The sequence below is a fragment of the Actinomadura sp. ATCC 39365 genome (genome assembly GCF_054392275.1).
This window is the reverse complement of sequence record NZ_CP184335.1, coordinates 3,773,937-3,797,265: the sequence shown is the minus strand read 5'-3', so window position 1 is coordinate 3,797,265 and position 23,329 is coordinate 3,773,937. Positions and strand designations below refer to the sequence as shown.

The window sequence follows — 23,329 nt, the reverse complement described above, 5'->3', positions numbered from 1 at the left end:
AAACGGCTCCTACAGCTCCGCTGCGCCGGCCCTCCCTTGACAGTGCTCGGCAGGACGGGGAAGTGTTTACCGAACATTCGGTCAGTAAGCAAGGGAGACCTGTTGGAGAGCGCGCGTCGCATGCTGGACGCCGACACCGCCTCCGCCGCCCTGGGCATCGAGCTGGTGGAGCTGGCCGAGGGGCGCGCGGTGTGCCGGATGGCCGTGACCGGCCAGATGATCAACGGACACGCCATCTGCCACGGCGGCTACGTCTTCCTCCTGGCCGACACCGCCTTCGCCTGCGCGTGCAACACCCGGGGCCCGGTGACCGTGGCGGCCGGGGCCGAGATCACCTTCGTCGCCCCCGCCCACGAGGGCGACGTGCTGGTGGCCGAGGCGGCCGAGCGCACCACCTACGGCCGCAGCGGCATCTACGACATCACCGTGCGCGGGGCCGGCGGCCGGGTGGTCGCGGAGTTCCGCGGGCGCAGCAGGGAGCTGAGATGAGGCCCTTCCCGCCGCCGTCCCCCGAGGAGCTCGACCCGGTCGAGCGCGTCTCCAGGGACGAGCTCATGGCCCTGCAACTGCGGCGCCTGCGCTGGACGCTGTCCCACGCCTACGACAACGTGCCGCTCTACCGGCGCAAGTTCGACGAGCACGGCGTGCATCCCGGCGACTGCCGGAGCCTGGACGACCTCGCGCTCTTCCCGTTCACCACCAAGGAGGACCTGCGCGAGTCGTACCCGTTCGGCATGTTCGCCGTGCCGCGCGAGCGGGTGGCGCGCGTCCACGCCTCCTCGGGCACCACGGGCAAGCCCACGATCGTCGGGTACACCAAGGCCGACCTCGACGTCTGGGCGCAGGTGATGGCCCGGTCGATCCGGGCGTCCGGCGGGCGTCCCGGCGACGTGGTGCACGTGGCGTACGGCTACGGGCTGTTCACCGGCGGCCTCGGCGCCCACTACGGGGCCGAGCGGCTGGGCTGCACGGTGGTGCCGGTCTCCGGCGGCATGACGGCCCGGCAGGTCCAGCTCATCACCGACCTGCGGCCCAGGGTCATCATGGTCACGCCGTCGTACCTGCTGGCGCTGCTCGACGAGTTCGCCGCCCAGGGCCTCGACCCGCGCGAGAGCTCGCTGGAGATCGGCATCTTCGGCGCCGAGCCCTGGACCGAGCGCATGCGCGCCGAGATCGAGGAGCGCTTCGACCTGCACGCCGTCGACATCTACGGTTTGTCGGAGGTCATGGGGCCCGGCGTGGCCAACGAGTGCGTCGAGACCAAGGACGGCCTGCACGTCTGGGAGGACCACTTCTATCCCGAGACCGTCGACCCGTTCACCGGCCGGCCCGCCCCCGACGGCGGCGAGCTGGTGTTCACCAGCCTCACCAAGGAGGCCATGCCGGTCATCCGCTACCGCACCCGCGACCTGACCCGGTTGCTGCCCGGCACGGCCAGGCCCGCCTTCCGCCGCATGGAGAAGGTCACCGGCCGCACCGACGACATGATCATCCTGCGTGGCGTGAACGTGTTCCCGACCCAGATCGAGGAGCTCGTGCTGCGCGTGCCCGGCCTGTCGCCGCACTTCCAGCTGCACCTGACCCGGCCGGACCGGCTCGACGTGCTCACCGTCAGGGTCGAGGCGCGGCCGGGCGCGACCGGCCGCGAGGAGGCCGGGCGGGCGCTGCGGCACGCGGTCAAGGCGGGCGTCGGCGTGAGCGTCGAGGTCGAGGTGGTGGACCCCGAGACGCTGGAGCGGTCGGTGGGCAAGCTCAAGCGCGTGGTGGACAGACGGGACGTCTGACCTCGCCGACCCCGTGGCCCCGCGGCCGCGGGGCTACGGCGTCAGCTCGTCGCGGGGGTCGGGCGGCGGCAACGACGGGCCCTTGAGGCGCAGGTCGGCGCGGATGGCCTTGCCGAGCTTGCCGGTCGCGCCGCGGTTGAGCGCGCCGCCGGCGACGGCTCCGGTGAGGAAGGGGCCGAACGTGGTCAGATGGCGCCCGAGCGTACGCATGAGGCGGTTGCGAAGAGCGGCCTTGGACGCCGCGCCGAGCGCGAGGGAGACGGACGCGGGGGCGAGGGGGTCGATCCCGCGCTGCTTGGCCCAGGCGGAGGTGAAGGCGAAGGCACGCTGCGTGCCGGTGCCCTGGACGCGCACGCCGTAGACCTCGTGCAGCTCGGCCAGGAGCTTGACCTCGATCGCGGCGACGACGATGGTCTCCGCGACGAGCTGCGCGGGTGCGGAGAGCAGGAGGGGTGGTGCGGCGAACTGGGCCGCCGCCAGTGCTCCGCCGATGGCTCCGACCGTCATCGTGGCCTTCTGGGCGGTGCGCACCAGGTCGTCGGCGAGCTCCTCGCCGGTGAGGCCGTGATGATGCTCGGAAAGTGTCGACAGGTCACGGATGGGGATGCGGGGCGCGATGCTGAGGAAGACGTCGGCCAGCCAGCGGCCGCGGCCGGCGCCGCTCTCGCGGGCCTTCTTCGCCCCTGTGGCCAGGGACCTGGCTAGTCGGCCGAGCAGTCTGCGCCGCTCGGCCGGCTCCAGCTCACCGTGCTCGGTGAGCCGCACAACGAGCTCGCCGACCTCCTTGTCGGGGTCGGCGATCCCGTTGTCCGCCTGTTGCTTGTCCTTCTCGGGCTCGGCCACGCGATGCCTCCGTCCTCTTGGTCGCGACCGCTCAGGGTATGCGGGCTCGGTCGTGCCTTGGGTCCCTCACCCTGAGCTCCTTCGCTCCAGCGGTCAGGCGGCGCACTCCCGGCAGATCTGCTGGCCGTTCTTCTCGGAGGCCAGCTGGCTGCGGTGGTGCACCAGGAAGCAGCGCGAGCAGGTGAACTCGTCGGCCTGACGGGGAATGACCCGCAGGGAGAGCTCTTCGTTCGACAGATCCGCGCCGGGCAGCTCCAGCGACTCGGCGAGGTCGGTCTCGTCGATGTCGATGCTGCCGGACGACTTGTCGGTACGCCGTGCCTGAAGTTCTTGGAGGCTGTCCTCCCCCAGGTCGTCGTCTGTCTTTCGCGGGCTGTCGTAGTCGGTAGCCATTGTGCTTACTCCATCCCCCTCATCTATATGTCTTCGCGCTCATCGCGCGTCTTCTAACGTCCGGGAGGCCCATCTTGTGCCCGTTCCGTCGGGGAGATTTTCCATCGGTACCCCGCGCGAACGGACAACGAACCTCCCAGCACGACAGGGCCTGCTGCCGACGGCAATGGTTAGCCAAATATGGCGAAACCCACAGCCTTGGCGTCATGCACCACCGTGTTCGACGGCACATCCAACCACATGTACGGCGAGAACGAGACGCCCCCACTACATCAACACGCGGACGAACACGCCTGAACGTCACCTGTCGGCGCCCCATGGCCCACTCAAGGACGCTCGGTCAACGCGTCGGAAGCCGAATCGTCACCACAAGTCCTCCGCCATCACGCGGCACCGCGGTCACGTTTCCACCGTGTGCCTGCACCACCGCACGGACGATGGACAGCCCCAGACCCGATCCCTTGGCCGATTCCACGCGGTCGGCGTGGAGCCTCCTGAACGGCTCGAACAGGCTGTTCACCTCGTACGCCGGGACGTGCTGCCCCGTGTTGGCCACCTGAACAACCAGCCCCCCGTCCGCCATTCCCGTTCGGATCCAGACTTTTCCGTTTTCGGGAAGGTTGTACTTCACGGCGTTCTCCAGCAGGTTGCTGACCGACCGCTCCAGAAGCACCGGGTCGCCCACGGTAGGCGCGCTGACCAGTTCGGCCACAACGGTCACGCCGTGTTCGGCGGCGAAGGGCGCGAGCTGTTCCACGGCCGTCTGCGCGACTTCCTGAACGTCGAGCGGTTTGCGTACCGCGAGTTCTCGTTCGCTCCTGGCGAGCAACAGCAGTCCCTCGATGAGCTTCTCGTTACGCGCGTTGACTTCCAGCAGCGTGCGCCCGAGCGCTTTGAGGTCCTCGGACGCCTCCGGATCCGACAACGCGATCTCCAGGACGGTCCGGTTAATCGTCAACGGCGTGCGCAATTCGTGGGAGGCGTTGGCCACGAATCTGCGCTGGGTGTCGAAGGCGATGTTGAGCCGGGTGAGCATGGCGTCGAAGGTGTCGGCCAGCTCCTTCAGCTCGTCGTTGGGGCCGCGCAGGGCGATGCGCTGATGGGCGAGCGTGCTCTCCGACAGCTTGCGGGCCGCGCTGGTCATCTGGGCGACCGGCCGCAGCGCCCGGTCGGCCACGAAGTAGCCGATGATGAGCGCGAGGATGCCGACCCCGGCCAGCGCCATGAACGAGCTGCCGAACAGCGCGTCGCGCGCGCTGCTGACGGCCCGCCCCTTGGCCAGGGTCCACCGGTTCTGCATGATGGCGGCGTCGAGCGGGTCGAGGTCGTCGGTGATCAGGTCGGGCCAGGCGTTCTCGATCGACCTGCCGACGATCGAGTAGACGACGAACAGCAGCACGGCCGCGGCGGCGAACACCAGAGCGCTGTAGGTGAGCGTGAGCCGCCACCGGATGCTCACCTTGGCCGGCAGGCCCCTGACCCGTTCCAGAGTGCTGCGGGCGGGCGTCTCGGAGCCGGGCGGGGGCGGGCCGTCCCAGGCCGGCGGCCCGCTCGGGGGTGGCGCCTCCTGCACGCGTGTCGCCTTCCTGGCCGAATGGGGGCTGATCATCGGATGCGTCGGCCCCGCCCCGCGCTCTGGCCGTTCGCTCACAACTTGTACCCAACCCCGGGCACGGTCTCGATCACCTGAGGCTCGCCCAGCTTCTTCCGCAGCGTCATCATGGTCACCCGGACCACGTTCGTGAACGGGTCGATGTTCTCGTCCCACGCCTTGTCCAGCAGGTCCTCCTGGCTGACCACCGCGCCCTCGGCGCGCATCAGCTCCTCCAGGACCGCGAACTCCTTCTTGGTGAGGACGATCTCCTTGCCATCGCGCTCGACCAGCCGCTTGCCCGGGTCGAGGCGGATCCCGGCCCGCTCCAGCACGGGCGGCAGGGCGGGCGCCGAACGCCGGCCGAGCGCGCGCACCCGGGCCACCAGCTCGATGAACACGAACGGCTTGGCCAGGTAGTCGTCGGCCCCGAGGCCGAGCCCCTCCACCTTGTCGTCCACGTCGCCGGAGGCGGTCAGCATGAGGATCCGCGAGGCCGAGCGCTGCTCGACCAGCCGGCGGCACACCTCGTCGCCGTGCACGACCGGCAGGTCGCGGTCGAGCACGATCACGTCGTAGTCGATGTAGGAGGTGCGCTCAAGGGCGCCGCCGCCGTCGTAGGCGACGTCGACGGCCATGGCCTCACGCCGCAGCCCTGTCGCGATCGCGTCGGCGAGCACCCGCTCATCCTCGACAACCAGCACTCGCACGCCTGGTACACCTCTTTCCGGGTCCGGTGTCTCATTCTGCCTACAGGCTCGATAAGCGCACGGTAAGGCATGTCCAGGGGTGTGCCGGGCAGGGGCCGCACAAATTCATGTTTCAGAGGGCGATAACCCGGGGTATGCCGTCGGGACACCCATTGCCCGGACATCCACTGGCAATGGGGTCCCTTCGCCCCGCACGGATCGAAACCCCTGAGAGAGTAGGTGAGATGGGCGAGTTCACCACCACGATCGAACGCCGCCTCGACCAGGCTTACAAGGGCCTCTCCGAGGCCCGCAGCACCGGCGACGACTACCTCGCCGACACCCTCACCGCCGAGATCGAGGACCTGCGCCGCCTGGCCGACGATCACGGCGTCCCGCTGCCGCGCTAGACCTACGCGTGCGACGGCCGGGGCCCGCCGGGCCCCGGCCGTCCTGTCATGCCCGCGGCCTCGTCAGGAGTCGCGTTCGGGGTCCAGCTGCACGAGCAGGTCGTGCAGCTCCTCGAACAGGCCGGGCGCCGCGCACAGCGCGAACTCCGGGCCGACCGGCCGGCCGTGCAGGCCGCCGAGCCGGGCTCCCGCCTCGGTCGCCACCAGCCCGGCCGCGGCGTGGTCCCACGTGTTGGTGCCGCGCTCGTAGTACGCGTCCACCCGGCCCGCCGCCACCGAGCACAGGTCGATGGCGCACGAGCCGCCGCGCCGGATGTCGCGCACCCGCGGCAGCACCGCCGCCACGACCTGTCCCTGCACCTCGCGGCGCGGCGCCGAGTAGCCGAACCCGGTCGCGACCAGCGCCCGAGCCAGCGGCACCCCGCTGTTGCAGCGCAGCCGCACGTCGCCCAGCCAGGCGCCCTCGCCGAGCGCGGCGGTGAACACCTCGCCCCGCGCCGGCACGTTGACGACCCCGGCCACGACCCGCCCGGCGACCTCGACGGCGATGGACACCGCCCAGTCGGGCAGGCCGTACAGGAAGTTGACGGTGCCGTCGACGGGATCGACGATCCACCGCACGTCGGACGCGCCCGGCGCCTCGCCGCCCTCCTCGCCCAGGAACCGGTCGTCCGGACGGACCGCCAGGACGCGCTCGCGGATCAGCTCCTCCGACGCCTTGTCCAGGATGGTGACGACGTCGGTGGGGCTGGACTTGGTCTCGACGTCCTCCGACATCGTGGGCCGCTTGGCCAGGAGCATGTCCCCGGCCTCGCGGGCGACGTCCTCGGCCAGCCGCAGGAAGTCGGTCATCAGGCCACCGAGTCCGGGCGCTTCCACTCCTCGCCGAGCACGTGCTGGGCGAGGAAGGCCAGCACGGTCTCGTACCAGGCGACGATGTTGCCCGGCTTGAGGATCCAGTGGTTCTCGTCGGGGAAGTACAGGAACTTCGACTCGACGTCGGTGCGCTGCAGGTCCCACCACAGGCGCAGGGACTCGCCGATCGGCACCCGGTAGTCCTTGTCGCCGTGGATGACGAGCATCGGGGTGGTGATCTTGCCGAGCGCCAGGTGCGGGGAGAGCTGGTTGTAGCGCTCCGAGCCGGGCTCGCCGAACTCGCGCTGCCAGTACAGGGAGGAGTCGGTGGTGCCGGCGAACTGGTCGAGGTTCCACAGCGCGGCGTGGGTGACGATGGCCTGGTAGCGGTCGGTGTGCCCGGCCAGCCAGTTGGCCATGTAGCCGCCGAACGAGCCGCCCATCGCGGCCACGCGCTCGTTGTCGATGTCGTCCCTGGCCAGGGCGACGTCCACGATGGCGTCGAGGTCGGCCTGGGTGCGGGGGCCCCAGGCGCCCCAGCCGCGGTCGATCATCTCCTGGCCGTAGCCGGTGGACAGGCAGGGGTCGGGCATGAGGACGGCGTACCCGCGCTGCGCCATGATCCACGACTGCCAGCGCCACTGCCAGTCGTTCCAGGACGCGACCGGGCCGCCGTGGATCCACAGCAGGAACGGCGCCGGGTTGTCGGCCGAGGCGCCCTCGGGCAGCACGAGCCAGCCGCGCACGGTCGCGCCGTCGTCGGCGGTGGCCGAGATCTCCGTCAGCGTGCCCGGCACCTCGGGGCGCGGGGCCGGCGAGAGCAGGTCGGCGATCTCGCCGGTGGCCGCGTCGATCCTGGCCGGGGCGGGAGCGAGGGCGATGTTGCTGCGCAGGGCGTAGACGTACGCGCCGTCGGCGCTCGCGTTGATCCCGAGGTAGGCGGCGTCGTCGCCGGTGAGCCTGGTGTGCTCGCCGTCCAGCGGGACGCGGAAGACCGGGCGGCGGCCCTGGTGGTCGGCGACGAGGTAGAGGGCCGAGGAGTCGGGGGCCCAGGCGAGGTCCATCGGGAACAGGTCGGGCGCGTAGGCCCGGCCCTCGCCGCCGGCCAGGTCGGCGATCCACAGCTCAACCCGGACGGAGACGTCCGTGCTCGTGATGCGCTCGCGCGCGCAGGCCACCCGCGTGCCGTCGGGCGAGACGGCGATCGGGCCGCCGAAGTCGTGCGTCTCGTCGGTGAGCAGGGTGCGCCGCCGGCCGGTGGCCACGTCGATGGCGACCAGGTCCGTACGGCTGTCGCCGCCGGACAGGTACCTGCGCCAGGTGACGATCACGGTGGAGCCGTCGGGGGTGAGCTCGAAGGCGGCGTCGCGCAGCGCCTCGCCCGCGTCGGGGGTCAGCTCGCGCACGTCCTCCAGGCGGTCGGCGCCGAGCCGGCCGGTGAACAGGCGGGTGCGGGCCGGGCCGAGGTCGTGGTCCCAGTAGCGGACCGGGTAGCCCTCGTGCAGGATCGCGCTGGTCCCGGCGTCCTTGCGGGCCTTGCGCCGCTCGTCCTCGGTCGACTCGTCGCCGTCGAACACGTCGGAGGCGAACACCACCACGTCGCCCGCCGTGCGCGCGGCGCCGATGCCGCCGGGGCGGGTGGCGATCTGACGGGCCTCGCCGCCGGCGCGCGGCAGCAGCCACAGCGCGGGCACCTCGTCGGTCGCGTCCTTGACGGTGGTGTCGGGGCGTGCGGAGGTGAACAGCACGTCCCCGGCGTCGGTGAAGACGGCGGCCGTCTCGCCCTTGGCGGAACGGGTCAGACGGTACGGCTCACCGTCGAGGGGGATCGCCCAGAGCGCGGTGCCGTACGACTTGCCGTCGGGATTGAGGGCCTGCACGGCCGAGATCAGACGGGAGCCGTCAGGCGAGAGCTTCAGGGAGAGGACCCGGGGAATGGCCACATAGTCACGAATGTCATCGAATGCGCTCACTCGATCGAACCTACCTGGTCACCGGCGCTCCGCGGGCGACGCCGCGCTCCGCTCCCCCTCGTGCTCCCTCCGGCCGGACCGCCCGCTCTCCTGACTAGGCTTGACACGTGGCTGATTACGACGCTCTGCTCGTCCTGTCGTTCGGCGGCCCCGAAGGGCCCGACGACGTGCTGCCGTTCCTGGAGAACGTCGTGCGGGGGCGCGGCGTGCCGCGCGAGCGGCTGCTCGCGGTGGCCGAGCACTACCAGGGCTTCGGCGGCGTCAGCCCGATCAACCAGCAGAACCGCGAGCTGGTCGAGGCGCTGGGCCCGGTCGCGGGCGTGCCGGTTTACTGGGGCAACCGCAACTGGCACCCCTTCGGCGAGGACACCGTGCGGCGGATGGCGTCCGACGGCGTGCGCCGGGCCGCCGTCTTCGCCACCTCGGCGTTCGCCGGATATTCGAGCTGCCGCCAGTACTACGAGGACATCGCCAGGATCTCCGTCGAGGGCGGCCCCGAGCTGATCAAGATGCGGCACTTCGGCGACCATCCGGGGTTCGTCGCGGCGATGGCCGACCACACGCGCCAGGCGCTGGAGCGGCTCGGCCGCGATGACGCCCGGCTGGTGTTCACCGCCCACAGCATCCCGGTCTCGATGGCCGAGACCGCCGGCCCCTCGGGCGGCCTGTACGAGTCCCAGCTCCGCCGCAGCGCCGAGCTGGTCAACCAGGCGCTGGGCCGCGACGAGCCGTGGCACCTGGTGTGGCAGTCGCGCAGCGGCCCCCGCAGGTGCCGTGGCTGGAGCCCGACGTGTGCGACTTCCTGCGCAAGACGGACGCCGGCTCGGTCGTGCTGGTGCCGATCGGGTTCGTCTCCGACCACATGGAGGTCGTCTACGACCTCGACACCGAGGCCCGGCAGGTGGCCGCCGAGCTCGGCCTGCCGATGGAGCGCGCGGCGACGGCCGGCACCCATCCGGCGTTCGTGCGCATGGTCAGGGAGCTGATGGACGAGCCGGAGCCCGTCGCGTGCGCGCTCACCTGCTGCCCGCGTCCGGTCCGGCCCGGCGGCCGGCCTCAGGCGTAGGTGCGGGCGTACGCCTCGGCGATGCTCATGACCTTGTTCACGTAGTCCCACGAGTGGTTGTAGAACCAGATCGACTTGCGCAGCTTGGCGCCGCCCTTGCCCGCGCCGTTGGCGCACAGGTAGTTGGCGGCGCCGGGCACCGCGTCGTAGGGGCTCCAGATGTCGGCCTTGCCGTCGCCGTCGCCGTCCACGCCGTAGTGCTTCCAGGTGGCGGGCATGAACTGCATCGGGCCCAGGGCGCCCGCGCTGGAGGGGCCGTTGTTGCGGCCGTGGCTGCTCTCGACCTGGCCGATGGCCGCCAGCACCGTCCAGGACAGGCCGGGGCAGCGGGTGGCGGCGGCCTTGTAGAGGTCGAGGTAGCTGTTCGGGCGGCCGACGGTGACCGGCTGCTGCTGTTGTTGTTGCGGCTGTTGCTGTTGCTGCTGGGGGCGGCTGGCCGCGTCGAGCACGACGACCTGCGCGCCCTTGCCGAGCAGCCGGCGTACCCCGGCCTCGCCGATCGTACCCGGCTTGCCGTGCAGCAGCACCGCGACGCCCTTCGCGAAGCCGAGCGACCGGCCCACCTCCGCGCTGACCAGGCCGTCCACGCCGGAGAGCCCGAGCGTGGCCGAGGCCGCGACCCGGAGCCTCGGGCCGCCGTCCACCTGGTACATCGCGCCGAGGATCATGCCGTACCTGCGCGTCGTGCCGGCCTCGGCGACCAGCTCGCCCCTGGCCAGCGCGCTCCAGACGGCGGGCTGGTCGGCGACGGGCTGAGGCGTCCAGGAGCGGAAGTCGGCGGGGTCGACGGCCAGCAGGTTCAGCGACGTGCCGGCGATCTTGACCGCGCCCGCGTCCACGACGGCGGCCTTCTGCACGTGCTTGAGCGCGCCCAGAGCGAGCCGGGTCCGCCGGGACACCGTGGCGGGCGCGATCGCCAGCACGCGCGGCGGCGTCACGGTGACGCCCGGCCCGCCCTGGCCGAAATCCTTGACCGGCGCCGTCGTGGGTACGAGCTGGTCGAGGCGGGGAGCGGCCTCCGGAACCGCGCGGGTGATCGGCCTGCGCACCGGCTCCTGGGCCGTTCTGACCAGGTCATCGCCCATGAGCATGACGACTCCTCCGGCCGCGGCGGTGACCACGAGCACGCCGAGGACCATGAGCAGGACCGCGCGGAGAGAGGGAAGACCGGACATCAGGCACACGTTAACCCACTCACCGGAAATATCACTTGCCTTCCGGACAGACGGTGCGCCATCGTGGGGTCGCTAAGTAAGGGGGAAACAGCGTGGTCGGGCCTTACCGGGGGTTGTTCAAAGGGCCCGGCGTCAAAGGATTCGTGCTGGCCGGATTCGTCGGCCGGATGCCGATGTCCATGCTCGGCATCGGCGTCGTACTGCTGATCTCCACCGTCACCGGCTCCTTCGCCACCGCGGGCGCGGTCGGCGCCACCACCAACGTGGCCTTCGCGATCGCCGCGCCGCTGTCGGGGCGGCTGGTGGACAGGTTCGGCCAGAACCGGGTGATCGTGCCTTTCTCCCTGATCAACGCGCTGGCGATGGCCGCGCTGATGCTCAGCGCCGCGTTCGGCCTGCCCGAGTGGACCCTGTACGCCTCCGGCCTGCTGATCGGCGCGTCCTCGCTGTCCATCGGGTCGATGGTGCGGGCCCGCTGGTCCACCATCCACGGCGGCACGGGGACGCTGCACACCGCCTTCGCCTTCGAGTCCGTGGCCGACGAGGTGGTCTTCGTCACCGGGCCGGCGATCGTCACGGTGCTGGCCACGGCGGTCAACCCGTACGCGGGGCTGGTGGTGGCGGTGGTGTGCATGCTCGGCGGCTGCCTGGCCCTGGCCGCCCAACGGCGTACGCAGCCCCCCGTGCAGCCGGTCAGGACGGCCGGCGGCACGCCCATCCTGATCCCCGGCATCGCCCTGCTGTCGTGCGTCTACCTCGGGCTCGGCGCGGTGTTCGGCTCGGTGGACCTGATCACGGTCGCCTTCGCCGAGGAGCACGGCGTGAAGGGCGCCGCCGGGTTCCTGCTGGCCGCGTTCGCGGGCGGGTCGATGGTGTCGGGGCTGTGGTTCGGCTCGCGGGAGTGGCGGATCTCGTTGCGCGCCCGGTTCGTCCGCGCGCTGGGCGTGTTCGTGGTGGGCCTGCTGCCGATCATGTTCGTGGACGACGCGTGGGTCATGGCGGCGGCGGCGTTCGTGGCCGGTTTCGCCATCTCGCCGACGCTCATCACGGGGTTCTCGCTCACCGAGCGGCTGGTGCCGCCGTCCCTGCTCACCGAGGGCATGGCGTGGATCTCCACCTCCATCGGGTTCGGCGTGGCGATCGGCGCGTGGGCGGGCGGGCGGCTCACCGACGCGTTCGGCGCGTCCGACGCGTACGGGTTCGCGGTGGGGTCGGCGCTGCTGGCGGCGGTCGTGGGCATCGGAGGTTCGGGTTTGCTGAGACTTCCGGACGCGTCTTCACCTCTGAAGAGCTGATCCGCTACCGTCGGGAGTTATCCCTCGCAACACCCATCACACCGGAAGCTTTGCTATGTCCCGACAAATCTCTTCACTTCTAGCTATCGCGGCAGTTTGCGTCACCCTGGCTCCCGCCCCCGCGTTCGCCCAGACGCCGAAGAAGGCCGAGGTCGATTGCGAGCAGGTCAAGTGCATCGCGCTGACCTTCGACGACGGGCCCGGCCAGTACGCGGGCACTCTGCTCGACACCCTCAAGAAGTCCGGCGCCAAGGCGACGTTCTTCCTGGAGGGCCAGTACGTGAACAGCCGTCCGGCCTTCGTCAAGCGCATGGTCGCCGAGGGCCACGAGGTGGGCAACCACAGCTACAGGCACCCCGACTTCACCAAGATCGACGCCGGGGTCATCAGGACCGAGATCAAGAAGACCCAGGACGCGGTCAAGAAGGCGGCGGGCGTCGAGCCCAAGCTGCTGCGCCCGCCGTACGGGCTGGCCGACATCCAGGTGTCGGACGTCGCGACCGAGTTCGGCATGCCCATGATCCTGTGGACGGCCGGCTCGCACGACTGGGACACCAAGAACGTCGAGGCCATCAAGAAGAAGACCCTCGAGGTGGCCGAGCGCGACGGCATCATCCTCATGCACGACTGGGTCAAGCAGACCGTGGACGCCATGCCCGCGATCATCAAGTCGCTGCAGGCCAAGGGATACCAGCTGGTAACGGTCTCCGACGTGATCAAGCAGCAGAACCTGCAGCCCGGTCAGATTTTCCCGGTTCCCGAAGGCTGGGAGAAGTGAGTATCGTTCACGTTTAATCGGAACGACGCTCGGAGGGGCGCCTCATGGTCTTCACTAACTGGGCCGGGAACCAGACGGGCGCCCCTGCCGAGGTGCGTACCCCCGCGAGCGTGGCGGACGTCGTCCAGGCCGTGCGGGACGCCTCGGCCGCCGGGCGCCGCCTGCGCATGGTCGGCACGGGCCACTCCTTCACCGGGGTGGCCCTCACCGACGGGATCATGCTCCGCCCCGAGGGGCTGAGCGGCATCAGGTCCGCCGGCGAGGACCGCGTCACGGTGCTGGCCGGCACGCCGCTCAAGGTGCTGAACGAGCTGCTCGACCAGCGCGGGCTGGCCCTGGCCAACATGGGCGACATCACCGAGCAGACCGTCGCCGGCGCGATCCAGACCGGCACCCACGGCACCGGCCGCGACAGCGGCGGCCTGGCCGACCAGGTCGCCGAGCTGGAGCTGGTGCTCGCCGACGGCTCGGTCGTCACGGCCGTGCCCGGCGAGGACCTGTTCGACGCGGCCCGGGTCGGCCTCGGGGCGCTGGGCGTGCTGACGGCCGTGACGTTCCGGGTGGAGCCCGCGTTCCTGCTGCGCAACCGGCGGCGCAGGATGACGCTCACCGACATCCTCGCCTCGCTCGACTCGCTGACCTCGGCCAACGAGCACCTCGACTTCTTCTGGCTGCCGCACACCGACGCCTGCCTGGTCAAGACCAACAACAGGGACGCGGGCCCGGCCAGGCCGCCGAGCCCGTTCAAGCACTGGCTGGACAACGTGTTCCTGGAGAACACGATCTTCGGCGCCGCCTGCGCCGTCGGCGGGCGGCGTCCGGCGCTGATCCCGCGGATCAACGCGATCAGCGCGGCCGCGCTGGGCGACTCGGAGGCGGTGGACACCTCGTACAAGGTGTTCACGGCCCGCCGCGACGTGCGGTTCCTGGAGATGGAGTACGCCGTGCCGCGCGAGCACCTGGCCCAGGCGCTGCGCGAGACCCGCGACCTGATCGACAGGATGGACTGGAAGATCACCTTCCCCGTCGAGGTCCGCGTCACGCCGCCCAGCGACGCCTGGCTGTCCACCGCGTACGGCCGCGACTCGGCCTACGTCGCCTGCCACATCTACCGGCCCACGCCCAACCCCGCCTACTTCGAGGGCGTGGAGGAGATCATGAACCGGCTGGACGGCCGGCCGCACTGGGGCAAGATGCACACCCGGGACGCCGCGTACCTGCGCAAGGTCTACCCCCGCTTCGACGACTTCGTCGCGCTGCGCGACCGGCTGGACCCGCGCCGGGTGTTCACCAACGACTACCTCGACGTGGTGCTCGGCTAGACGAGTAAGTCCTAAGTCGAGTCAGTGGTCGTAGGCGATCAGGGATCGGGTGACGGGCTGGCCGGTGGCGCGGTTGTGCCAGATGGCGGCGGTCAGGGCCAGGATGCGCTGGGCGATGCGGGCGCCGACGCCGATGGCGGTTCTGGCGCCGTGAAGCTCCAGGTCGAGTTGGCCCTTGAGGGTGTCGTTGACGGACTCGATGAGCTGGCGGATGGGCTTGAGGAGTTCCTCGCCGGGGCGGGGTGTGCGGTTGCGGTAGGACGGGCGTAACAGCCGCACCCCCCGTTCGGCCAGGAAGGCGTCCAGCTCGGCGGAGATGTATCCCTTGTCGGCGATGATGAGCAGGCCGGGGCGTTCGGTCACGAGATCCGGGTCGTGTTCGATGACGGCCATGAGCACCTGGCGTTCGTCGATGTTGGGGGTGGCCAGGGCCCAGGTGATGGGCAGTCCGGCCGGGGTGCAGATCAGGTGCAGGCGCAGGCCCCAGAACCAGCGTGAGTGGGAGCGGCAGTAGCCGTAGCCGGCCCACCCCGCCAGTTCGGAACGGCGGGCTGTGGGGCGGGAACGGCCACACTCGACCGGGGTGGAGTCGGTCACCCAGAGCGGGTCGTCCCACAGGTCGGTGTCACGGGCCAGGGCTCGGATCGCTCTTTTGAGCAGGGGGAGGGCCTTGTGCAGGCGCTTGTTGTAGCCGGACTGGCCGGGCAGGTACGGAAAGGCGCCGGGCAGGTGTGCGGGGACGTAGCGCAGCCAGCGGGTCTGGGAGTGCACGCCGAGCAGGACCTGGGCGACTGCCAAGGTCAGCAGTTCGGCGTCGGTCAGTCGGGGTGGTCGTCCTGGCCGGGGTGATTCGCCCAGCCAGTCGTCGATCTTCACGTACAGTGCGGTCAGAAGGGTGTTGAGGTCGTTCGTCACACATCGATCCTCGACACCCTTCGTCGTGCCTGCACTCCGAACGACTTAGGACTTACTCGTCTAGCGCCCCTCCTGCTGCACGGGCGGCTCGTCGGGCTGGGTCGTGGCCGGCGCGCTGGACTGCTGCTCGCCCGGGTCGGGACGCTCCTGCTCCTCCTCGCCGGGCCCGGGCGTCTCGGGAACGGGCTCGACCGTGTCCGTGGGCGTGGGCGTCGGCGTGCTGCTCGGACTCGGCTCGCCGGTCACGGACGGCGGCGGCGTGCGCGGCGTGTCCGTGGGCGTCGGGGTGGGGGTCGGGGTCGGCGACTGCGTCACGCCGGTCGGCCGGTCGTCGCGGTCCTGGCGGTCGCGCCCCTGATCCTGGACGGGAGCGCGCTGCTGCTCCTTCACCGGCGTCTGCCCGCCGGTGACCCGCTCGTGCAGCGTCCGGTGGTCGAGGGCCTGGAAGGCGAGGATGCCGCCCATGCTGACCGCGAACACCAGCGCGGCCGCGACCGCCATCTTCAGCCACGGCAGCCCCCTGCGCCCGGCGGGCACGGCGACCGGCATGACCAGCGTGTCGTGCCCCTGGTCGCCGCCTCCCTGGACGGCGTGCGCGGCCGTCGGCTCGCCGGCCCGGCGCACGGCGGTCTCCTCGCCCGCGGCCGGGGTGGCGTTCGCGGCGGCGGCGAGCAGGCCCTGCCCCTCCTCCTGCTCCTCGCGCCACGCGGACAGCGTGTGCTGCTTGACCCGGTCGCCGGTGCGCTTGAGATAGTGCGTATAGACGGCGCTGGCCACCGTGCTCGCGATGCTGACCACGGCGGCGCCGATCACGGTGCCCGCCACCCCCAGGTAGGAGGCGGCCACCGCGGCGGTGACGGCGGCGAGGGCGCTCCCGAGGATCTGTGGCACGCTCAGCTCGAACTTCCGCTGCTCGCCGGTCATCCCCCGGATCAGTCCCCTCTGGTCATGCGTTCGGTAAAGAGCTTCCTCGTGAATAGACGCGAGCGCGTGTCCCGTTGTTCCTGTGACCTGCGCGACAGGCATCCTCGTAACTCGTGCCCCGACGATTCGGCCTACCCTCCGTCTACCTCGCCGCGGCCGTGGCGACGGCCGCGACGACCGCTGTCCCTCTCGCCATGACGCCCGCCTCCGGACTCGCCCTGCGCCCCTCGGCCTCCGAGCCCACCCGGCCCTACATCGTCACCGCCCGCAGCCGCGCGGACGCCCGGGACCTCGTCGCGGAGGTGAGATGGCGGGTACGGCGTTACTACACCGAGGCCCTGCCGGGTTTCGCCACCTTCCTCACCGTCGGCGAGCTGGCCGAGCTCAGATCCGACCGCCGAGTCCTGGCCGTCGAGCCCGACCGCGAGATCCACGCCATGCCCGCCGACGCGCCCGCCCCCGCCGAGGCCGCCGCCGACACGGACGCCGGCACGGGCGCGGGCACGACCGTGTATGTCGTGGACAGCGGCGTCGACGTCACCCGGGCCGAATTCGGCGACCGGGCCTGGCGCGCCTTCGACGCCACCGGCGGCACCGGGCGCGACTGCGGCGGGCACGGCACGCGCGTGGCCAGGGCCGTCGCCTCGCGGGCGCCGGAGGCCCGGATCGGGTCGGTGCGGGTGCTCGGCTGCGCGGGGTCGGGCTCGCTGGCCGACGTGCTGGCGGGGCTCGACTGGATCCGGCGGCACGCGCGCGGCCCGTCCGTCGTCACGCTCGCCGCCGACGGGGCCGACTCGCCCGCGCTCGGCGCCGCCGTACGGTCGCTGGTGCGCTCGGGGGTGTTCGTCGTGGGCGCGGCCGACGCGAGCTGGTGCCAGGTCGCCTCCGGCGGGCAGGCGTTCTCGGCGGGCGCCCCGTACCTCGCCGCCGATGCGGCACGTCTTCTCGAACGCCGTCCCGACGCCGGTCCCTCCCTTGTCGCGAGTTCGCTGAAGTGCACAACAGCACGCGCCGCGATTCGCCAGAATCCGTCGAGGAGCTCTAACCTCCTCATGCACAGCGGCGGGCACTAGACGAAATGGAATCCACAAATGTGACCGGCGTCACATCGCCCCCGGGGCTTCCCAGGAAGGCGATGTTCGGACATGCCGGGTACGGTGCTGGCAGGCAACCGGCACACGCGAGAGACTCAAGGGTCCGGGGGAAGAATGGCGACGCTGACGAAGGGACTCGCATGCAGGAGCTCCGACTCGTCGCGGTGAGTGAGGACGGCACCTATCTCGTGCTGGCTACTGCCGGGCGGGGTACGCGCTTCACCCTTCCCGTGGACGACCGGCTCCGTGCTGCCGTCCGCGGCAACTTCTCCCGTCTCGGCCAGTACGAGATCGAAGTGGAGAGCCCGTTGCGCCCCAAGGAGATCCAGGCACGCATCCGCGCCGGAGAGACAGCGGAAGAGATCGCCGCCACCGCCGGGATCCCGGTCGAACGAGTCCGCTGGTTCGAGGGCCCGGTGCTGCAGGAGCGGGAGTACGTCGCCCAGCAGGCGCAACGTGTCGCCGTCCGCATGCCCGGGGAGACCGCTCCCGGTCCCACCCTCGGCGAGCTGGTGGCCGAGCGGCTGACCAGGCGCGGCGTGCCCACCGACGAGATCGACTGGGATTCGGCCAAGCGCGACGACGGCCTGTGGCGGGTCAAGCTCGGCTACGTCTGGAACGGTCACACGCGCCACGCCGAATGGCTCTTCGACCCGCGCAAGCGCCACGTCTCCCCGCACGACGACGAGGCCATGCGCCTGTCGTCGGCCGACTTCGATCCGGATCCCGCCGTGGTGGAGGACACCACGGTCACGCCGTTCGCGCCGCGGGTGGCCAAGCTGCAGCCGGTGCCGCCGCTCTCCTCCGACCCGCTGCCCTTCCCCTCGGTCGTGCGCCGCGAGCCGGAGGAGCCGGCCGTCGGCTACACCCCGCCGCCCAGGCCCGCCGACACCGGCGGCTACGGCCGCGGTCCCGACCTGCCCGGGCGTGACCTCGCGGGACGCGACGTGCCCTTCGACCGGCCGTCCCCGGGGCGGGAGAGCGCGTCGGACAACTCGTCGTCCCTGCCCGACACCACCCGCGCCCCCTTCCGGGGCGAGGGCTTCCACCCGGACCCGTCCCGCGCCGAGGCTCCCCGCGGAGAGCGTGGGGAGGGCCAGCGCGGGGAGACCGCGGGCCGCGAGACCGGCTTCGGCCGCTCCACGGACGCCTCCGCCCGCCGCGGCGGCACGTCACCGTGGCTGCCCGACTTCGGCTCGGGCCGCTCGGGCGAGCGCGACGACTCCATCTACGCGCCCGCCACGCCGCCCTCCCGCCCGCTCACCTCCCACCCGTCGCCCGCCGAACCGCCCGCCGAACCGGCGGCGTCCACTCAGCCACCCGCGACCCCGGACTTCCGCACGCAACCCCCCGCGACCCCGGACTTCCGCACGCAACCACCTGCGACCCCGGCACCCGGCACGCAGCCGCCGGTCACCCCGTCGCTGGATGGGCAACCGTCGGTCACCCCGTCGCCGGGTGCGCAGCCGCCCGCCGCTTCGGAGGCCGGCGTCCAGTCGTCCGCCACTCCTGAGGCCGCCACCCCGTCGCCCGCCGCTCCGGAGTCTCTCGGCCGGCAGGCGGCGGTGTCCGCTCCCGAGGTCTCCGCGACGTCGGCGGCTCCTGAGGACCTGCCGACGTCGGCGGCTCCTGAGGACCTGCCGACGTCGGCGGCTCCTGAGGTTTTGCCGACGTCGGCCGCTCCTGAGGGCCCGGCGGCGCGGCCGGCCGAGCAGCCGTCCTCGCCGACGGCCGGTGGCGAGCCCACCGTCCAGCCCGACGCTTCCGTCCCGGCCCCGGCCGCCGCCTCGACCGCTGCGGTCCAGACGCCCGACGCCGCGACGCCCGTCCAGCCGGAGCCTGTCCAGCCGCAGTCCCCGGCCGCCTCCACGGCGGAGACCTCCGCCACGACCGATGTGCGGCGGGAAACCATCGCCACACCCGACGTGCAGTCGGAGACCGCGGCCACCACGGAGGCCCAGCCGACAAGCACGGCCGTGGATGCTCAGCTCTCCACGACGCCGGAGGCCGACACCACGCCCGTCTCCACCGCGACCGAGACCGACGCCACCGGTTCTCCCGCGCCCGAAGACGCCGCCATCACCTCCGACACCGGCAGTGCCCAGGCCACCACGCCCGAGGCAGGCGACTCCACCGCGCCCTCGCCGGACGCGTCGACAGCCGGTGCGACGGACGTCCCGGACGCCGCGGCGGAGGTTTCCTCCACCACCGCACCCGCCGAAACGCCCGCGGTGGTCACCACCGACTCCGCGCCTGCCCTGAGCGAGAAGCCCGCCACCACTGAGGCGCCCGCCTCGGACGCGCCGACCGCCGCGGAGCCCGCGCCCAAGACGTCCGAGTCCCCCGCGCCCGAATCCACCGAGCCGGAGGACGCGGCGACCGCAGCGCAGGCGCAGGCCACCGAACCACAGGCGACCACCGACAGCGCACCGACCGCCGCACCAACGACCACGGCAGCCGCCGAGGCAGACGCCACGGCCCAGTCCGGTACGTCCGGTCCGGAGAAGTCGGCCGCCACAGCAGCCCAGGCCGAGACGGCGACGCCGGACGCACCGGCCACCGAGACGTCTGCCACCCAGGACGCACCGGCCGCCGACACCTCGCAGGACGTGCCGGCCGACGCGACCGCCCAAGAGTCCTCGGCCGCTCCGGAGACGGCTACGGAGGAGTCCCCGGATGCCGAGCCGGAGCGCCCGGCGACGGCACCGGAGCCCGCCGCCCAGGACGACGCGACCGCTCAGGACGCGACCGTGCCGGAGGCGTCCGAGGAGGTGGCCGAGAAGGTCGAGGTGGCCGAGAAGAAGGCGCCCGCGCCCAGGCCCAAGCCGGGCCCCGGCGCACCCAAGGGCACCCCGCCGGTGCCGGCCGCGCGTCCCGGCAAGGACGATGCCAAGGGCCCCGGCAAGGACGACGTCCCGGTGCCCTCTCCGCCGCCCGCTCCGGCCGCTCGTCAGGCGCGCAAGAATGCGCGCGGCCGCCGAGCCTCCGTACCGACGTGGGACGAGATCATGTTCGGCGCCCGCCGCCAGGACTGACCCGCCCCTACCAGGGACACCATCAGCGACCACAGGCCGCGCCCACCTCGACAGGAGGGCGCGGCCTCGGGTCGTTCAGGAACCGCATGGCCGGATGGTCCGGCGGAGGCGTTCAGTTCTGTGGCGGGACGGTGTGGGGCTGCACGAACGGGGCCAGCCACTCCGGCGTCACCTCGGCGGGAAACGCCGCCCCCTGAGCCTCCGAGACGTCCAGCGCGTCGTAGCCGCCCTTGCCCGCCCCGACCCCCGCGATCAGCGTCAGCACCCCGGCCCGTCGCTGGAACCAGGTCTGGCGCAGCCGCCAGCCCACCACGGCCCGGCGTTCGATCACGGCCTCGGCGCGGCGCAACGACCCCGACCGGACCACCAGCCGGGCGCCGTCGTAGCCGTGCCCCAGGGAGGCGTACCGGTCGAGGCCCAGGAACACCCCAGCGCCCGCCAGGAGCAACGCCAGGACCGTCAGGATCCACCAGAGCATCATTCCTGTGGCCCACGCCCCGGCGGCGCTCAGCGTGGCCAGGAGGAGCCACGGGAAGACCGCCCGGAACAGGCGGCGGTTGCGGGCGACGGGCGGATGGGCGCGCAGGGTGGAGCGGAAGGGACCCACGGCGTCGGCGGTGACACCGACGGCGACCTGTCGCGGCACGTCCGGCAGGAGCTGCCCGCGCGTCTCGGAGTCGCCGAGCCCGGTCACGATCGCCCAGACGCGTACGACCCCGGCCAGGCGTTCGGCCAGACCGTCGACGATCTCGTAACCGCGCACCCGTCGGGACTCCAGCGACACGCTGCGCCGGTTGATCAGCCCACGCTCGGCCACGAGGTAGCCGTCGCGGCGGGTGAGCCTGAAGTCCCAGTTGAAGACCGCGTACATCACGCCGCCGACGAACGGCATGGCGAGGACCAGCAGCAGCGCCACGACGAGCAGCAGGTAGGGGTGCTCCCACAGCCACTCCCCCGCGTTCCAGGCGGCGTCCTGGCCGAACCCCAGGTCGTCGCCCCACTGGAAGGCCAGCCCCACCGCGCCGCCGGCCAGCGCGAACGGCGTGAGCAGGTACGCCCCGGACAGCGGCCCGTACAGGAGCCACCGGCGCGGGACGGCGATGATCGGCCGGTCCACGGGGGCGGGGCCGGGCCCGGGGATGTGCTCGGCCGCCCTGACCTGGACGGCGCGGCGCAGCAGCACCGCCTTGAGGCGTTCGGCCTCGGCCAGCGTGACGCCGTCGAGTGCGGCCTCCTCGTCGTCGCCGCTCGCGCCCGTGTCGACCTTGAGCACGGCGAGCCCGAGAATCCGGTGCATGGGCGGGGTGGACACGTCGACGCCGCGCACCCGTTCCAGCGGGATGGTCCGGATCGAGCGGCTGATGAGCGACCGCTTGGTCTCCAGGCGGTCGCCGACGATCTCGTACGTGAAGGTGGCCCAGCGGATGACCGCGAACACGACGGTGCCGACCACGCCGAACGCCGCCCACGCGTAGGACCTGGCCGAGAAGCCGCCCACGAACAGCACGCCGACCAGGGGCAGCAGCAGCGAGGGCAGCATGCGTACCGGGTCGATGAGCAGCACCTTCGGGCTCAGCCGCCGCGGCGCGGGGGCGGGGGCGGCATGGGCGGCATGGGCGGTGGCGGCGGAGGGGGCAGAGAGGGCGGTGGTGGTGGCGGCTGGGTCACGTGGCGTCGTCCCTGAGCTCTTCGGCGCGGTGGGCGAGCCGTTCGGCGAGCCCGGCCGCCACCTCGAAGTCGAGGCCCTTGATCGTGGACGAGCCCGCGTGGGAGGCGGTGCGGATCTCCAGCGTGGCCAGGCCGAGCAGCCGTTCCATCCACCCCTGGCCCTTGTCGACCGTCTGGATGCGGCTCACCGGCACGAACACCCACTCCCTGGTCAGGAACCCCGACCTGGCGTAGACGACGTCGCCCGACAACTCCCAGCGGTGGACGGCGTACCGGATGAACGGCTCCGCCGCCAGGAACGGCGTCAGCACGACCCCGACCACCAGCGGCAACAACCACGAACGCGCGGCGAACCAGGACGGGACCCACGCCCAGCCGCTGCCGCCCACCCACCCGGCCACCACGGCCGAACCGCCCACGAAGAACACGAACCCGATCGCCGCCTGCAGCAACCACAGACGGCGAGCCTTGGGCGAGACGCGGTGCGCGGGGTCACGCAGTGGGCCTTTTGACGTCACAAGACCCAGCTTAGGGCGCACGCCCCGAAAGACGATCTGACCCCGACCTTCAAAGATCACCCCCACCCCCGCACGACCGCCAGGGGCGCCCACGAAAGCAACCACCAACGGCGCCCCACAGTCAGCGCCAGCCGGCCCCCGCGTACCGGCAGCCCGCAGAGGCCCGGAGTCCAAGCGCCGGCGGACGGGCGATGGCCGGGTGCCGAGGCCCTGGGTCGGGGCCAGGGGACGTGAATCTGAGAGCAGCGTGAGGCCGGACTGTGGCTTGGGCTCCCGCTGTTCGGGGGCCTCGGGAGCGCAGGGGGCCCGCACCCGCTGGGAGCACGGGGGCTCAGGCTGTTCGGAGGGTTATAGGACAGAGCCCCAAAGGGGTCCGGCCCGGCCGAAGGGCGCAAACGCCTGTCACGACGGCAGCGCGCAGGACTCCGCATGCCCCGCGCGGCGGCAGGTAAAGATCGGACGGGCGGAGCGGCGTGTCGGACGGCCGGCCGGGCGCGGCGGGTGCATGCTCGGTGGCGGCCGGCCGCAGGCTGTCGAGCTGGGCCACGTCGGCGGCGCCACGTTCGTGCCATCCAGGCCCGGCGGCGCGTTACCGCACCACGCGCGAAACGCCCTCACGAAGCGTGGCAGCCGCCGTCCACCCCCAAGCCACAGAAAACGTGGGCAGCCGCCGTCCGCGCCACAGGGCACAGAAACGTAGGCAGCCACCTTCCGCCCGCAAGCCATACAAACGTGGGCAGCCGTCTTCCGCCCGCAAGCCACACAAACGCTGTCCGCGTGTCAGAGCACATCTGCCTCGTTCGGCGCATCTGAATTTTGCGTGTTGGGCGCCGTCCGAAACCGTGCCCGTTTTGTCCTGTCAGCTCGCACGCCACGACCGCGCCGTGCGCCCCCGGGAACGGGCAGGCCAGGAAGGTCATCGGATCGTCACCCCCGAACCTCCGCCGACGCCGTCCCTGTGGCCAACTTCACCCCACAGATCACCGCATTCTGGCCGGTTT

Annotated in this window: 19 protein-coding genes and 1 pseudogene; 9 read left to right on the top strand and 11 right to left on the bottom strand. The window is 71.9% G+C overall.

From position 1 onward, the window contains the following. Positions 1-120 precede the first annotated feature (120 nt). Both paaI and paaK read left to right on the top strand, forming a co-directional pair. Positions 121-489 carry a hydroxyphenylacetyl-CoA thioesterase PaaI gene (paaI, locus tag ACNF49_RS18890; protein ID WP_357965867.1) on the top strand — a complete coding sequence of 123 codons (369 nt, stop codon included), beginning with the start codon at positions 121-123 and terminating at the stop codon, positions 487-489. Continuing rightward, a complete protein-coding gene (gene paaK, locus ACNF49_RS18885) occupies positions 486-1,784 on the top strand; it encodes a phenylacetate--CoA ligase PaaK (protein WP_357965158.1) in 1,299 nt (432 codons plus the stop codon). The genes paaI and paaK overlap by 4 nt, the downstream gene beginning before the upstream one ends. Before the next feature lie 33 nt (positions 1,785-1,817). On the opposite strand, the gene ACNF49_RS18880 is transcribed toward paaK, so the two are convergent. The 4 genes from ACNF49_RS18880 to ACNF49_RS18865 all read right to left on the bottom strand — a co-directional run bounded on the left by ACNF49_RS18880 (position 1,818) and on the right by ACNF49_RS18865 (position 5,321). Then, positions 1,818-2,627: a hypothetical protein gene (locus tag ACNF49_RS18880; protein WP_482944520.1), complete on the bottom strand. Its 810-nt coding sequence runs from the start codon at positions 2,625-2,627 to the stop codon at positions 1,818-1,820. A 93-nt stretch (positions 2,628-2,720) separates the two neighbouring features. Continuing rightward, complete coding sequence (locus ACNF49_RS18875) at positions 2,721-3,020, bottom strand: DUF4193 domain-containing protein (protein WP_352324238.1); 300 nt, start codon at positions 3,018-3,020, stop codon at positions 2,721-2,723. Positions 3,021-3,360: 340 nt separating this feature from the next. Then, positions 3,361-4,629 (bottom strand): sensor histidine kinase, encoded by a 1,269-nt coding sequence (locus ACNF49_RS18870; protein WP_482945542.1) that lies wholly within the window; start codon positions 4,627-4,629, stop codon positions 3,361-3,363. Positions 4,630-4,667: 38 nt separating this feature from the next. After that, entirely contained in the window at positions 4,668-5,321 is a 654-nt protein-coding gene (locus ACNF49_RS18865; protein WP_349451511.1) for a response regulator transcription factor, read from the bottom strand. Positions 5,322-5,545: 224 nt separating this feature from the next. On the opposite strand from ACNF49_RS18865, the gene ACNF49_RS18860 reads away from it, so the two are divergent. Then, on the top strand, positions 5,546-5,710 hold the full coding sequence (locus ACNF49_RS18860; RefSeq protein WP_352359142.1) for a hypothetical protein: 165 nt from the start codon (positions 5,546-5,548) through the stop codon (positions 5,708-5,710). 63 nt (positions 5,711-5,773) lie between these two features. On the opposite strand, the gene ACNF49_RS18855 is transcribed toward ACNF49_RS18860, so the two are convergent. Both ACNF49_RS18855 and ACNF49_RS18850 read right to left on the bottom strand, forming a co-directional pair. After that, positions 5,774-6,562: an inositol monophosphatase family protein gene (locus ACNF49_RS18855; protein WP_357965168.1), complete on the bottom strand. Its 789-nt coding sequence runs from the start codon at positions 6,560-6,562 to the stop codon at positions 5,774-5,776. Continuing rightward, positions 6,562-8,508, bottom strand: a complete 1,947-nt coding sequence (locus ACNF49_RS18850) for a S9 family peptidase (RefSeq protein WP_482945541.1) — start codon at positions 8,506-8,508, stop codon at positions 6,562-6,564. Before ACNF49_RS18850 ends, ACNF49_RS18855 begins: the two co-directional genes overlap by 1 nt. A 137-nt stretch (positions 8,509-8,645) precedes the next feature. Between ACNF49_RS18850 and ACNF49_RS18845 the strand changes: the two are divergent. Next, positions 8,646-9,604, top strand: a pseudogene (locus ACNF49_RS18845) (ferrochelatase). Here ACNF49_RS18845 and ACNF49_RS18840 read toward each other — a convergent pair. Continuing rightward, on the bottom strand, positions 9,595-10,779 hold the full coding sequence (locus ACNF49_RS18840) for a lytic transglycosylase domain-containing protein (RefSeq protein ID WP_482944519.1): 1,185 nt from the start codon (positions 10,777-10,779) through the stop codon (positions 9,595-9,597). The pseudogene ACNF49_RS18845 and the gene ACNF49_RS18840 sit on opposite strands and share 10 nt — an antisense overlap. 143 nt (positions 10,780-10,922) lie before the next feature. Between ACNF49_RS18840 and ACNF49_RS18835 the strand changes: the two genes are divergently transcribed. From ACNF49_RS18835 to ACNF49_RS18825, 3 genes are read left to right on the top strand one after another with little or no spacing between them, the layout of a single operon-like run. Further along, positions 10,923-12,074 (top strand): MFS transporter, encoded by a 1,152-nt coding sequence (locus ACNF49_RS18835; protein WP_357965180.1) that lies wholly within the window; start codon positions 10,923-10,925, stop codon positions 12,072-12,074. A gap of 55 nt (positions 12,075-12,129) precedes the next feature. Then, entirely contained in the window at positions 12,130-12,852 is a 723-nt protein-coding gene (locus ACNF49_RS18830) for a polysaccharide deacetylase family protein (protein WP_357965182.1), read from the top strand. Positions 12,853-12,896: 44 nt separating this feature from the next. Beyond that, positions 12,897-14,174 (top strand): D-arabinono-1,4-lactone oxidase, encoded by a 1,278-nt coding sequence (locus ACNF49_RS18825; RefSeq protein WP_482944518.1) that lies wholly within the window; start codon positions 12,897-12,899, stop codon positions 14,172-14,174. A gap of 21 nt (positions 14,175-14,195) precedes the next feature. Here the strand turns inward: ACNF49_RS18825 and ACNF49_RS18820 are convergent, their stop codons facing one another. Then, positions 14,196-15,089, bottom strand: a complete 894-nt coding sequence (locus ACNF49_RS18820) for an IS982 family transposase (protein ID WP_482941599.1) — start codon at positions 15,087-15,089, stop codon at positions 14,196-14,198. A 60-nt stretch (positions 15,090-15,149) separates the two neighbouring features. Next, a complete protein-coding gene (locus ACNF49_RS18815; protein WP_482944517.1) occupies positions 15,150-16,013 on the bottom strand; it encodes a hypothetical protein in 864 nt (287 codons plus the stop codon). A 113-nt stretch (positions 16,014-16,126) separates the two neighbouring features. Between ACNF49_RS18815 and ACNF49_RS18810 the strand changes: the two genes are divergently transcribed. Continuing rightward, entirely contained in the window at positions 16,127-17,086 is a 960-nt protein-coding gene (locus tag ACNF49_RS18810) for a protease inhibitor I9 family protein (RefSeq protein WP_357965190.1), read from the top strand. Between the two features lie 161 nt (positions 17,087-17,247). After that, positions 17,248-20,142: a septation protein SepH gene (sepH, locus tag ACNF49_RS18805; RefSeq protein ID WP_482944516.1), complete on the top strand. Its 2,895-nt coding sequence runs from the start codon at positions 17,248-17,250 to the stop codon at positions 20,140-20,142. A gap of 112 nt (positions 20,143-20,254) precedes the next feature. On the opposite strand, the gene ACNF49_RS18800 is transcribed toward sepH, so the two are convergent. Together ACNF49_RS18800 and ACNF49_RS18795 are read right to left on the bottom strand one after the other, a co-directional pair. Next, positions 20,255-21,706 carry a PH domain-containing protein gene (locus ACNF49_RS18800; protein ID WP_357965192.1) on the bottom strand — a complete coding sequence of 484 codons (1,452 nt, stop codon included), beginning with the start codon at positions 21,704-21,706 and terminating at the stop codon, positions 20,255-20,257. 100 nt (positions 21,707-21,806) lie between these two features. After that, positions 21,807-22,328: a PH domain-containing protein gene (locus ACNF49_RS18795; protein ID WP_357965194.1), complete on the bottom strand. Its 522-nt coding sequence runs from the start codon at positions 22,326-22,328 to the stop codon at positions 21,807-21,809. Between the last annotated feature and the right edge of the window lie 1,001 nt (positions 22,329-23,329).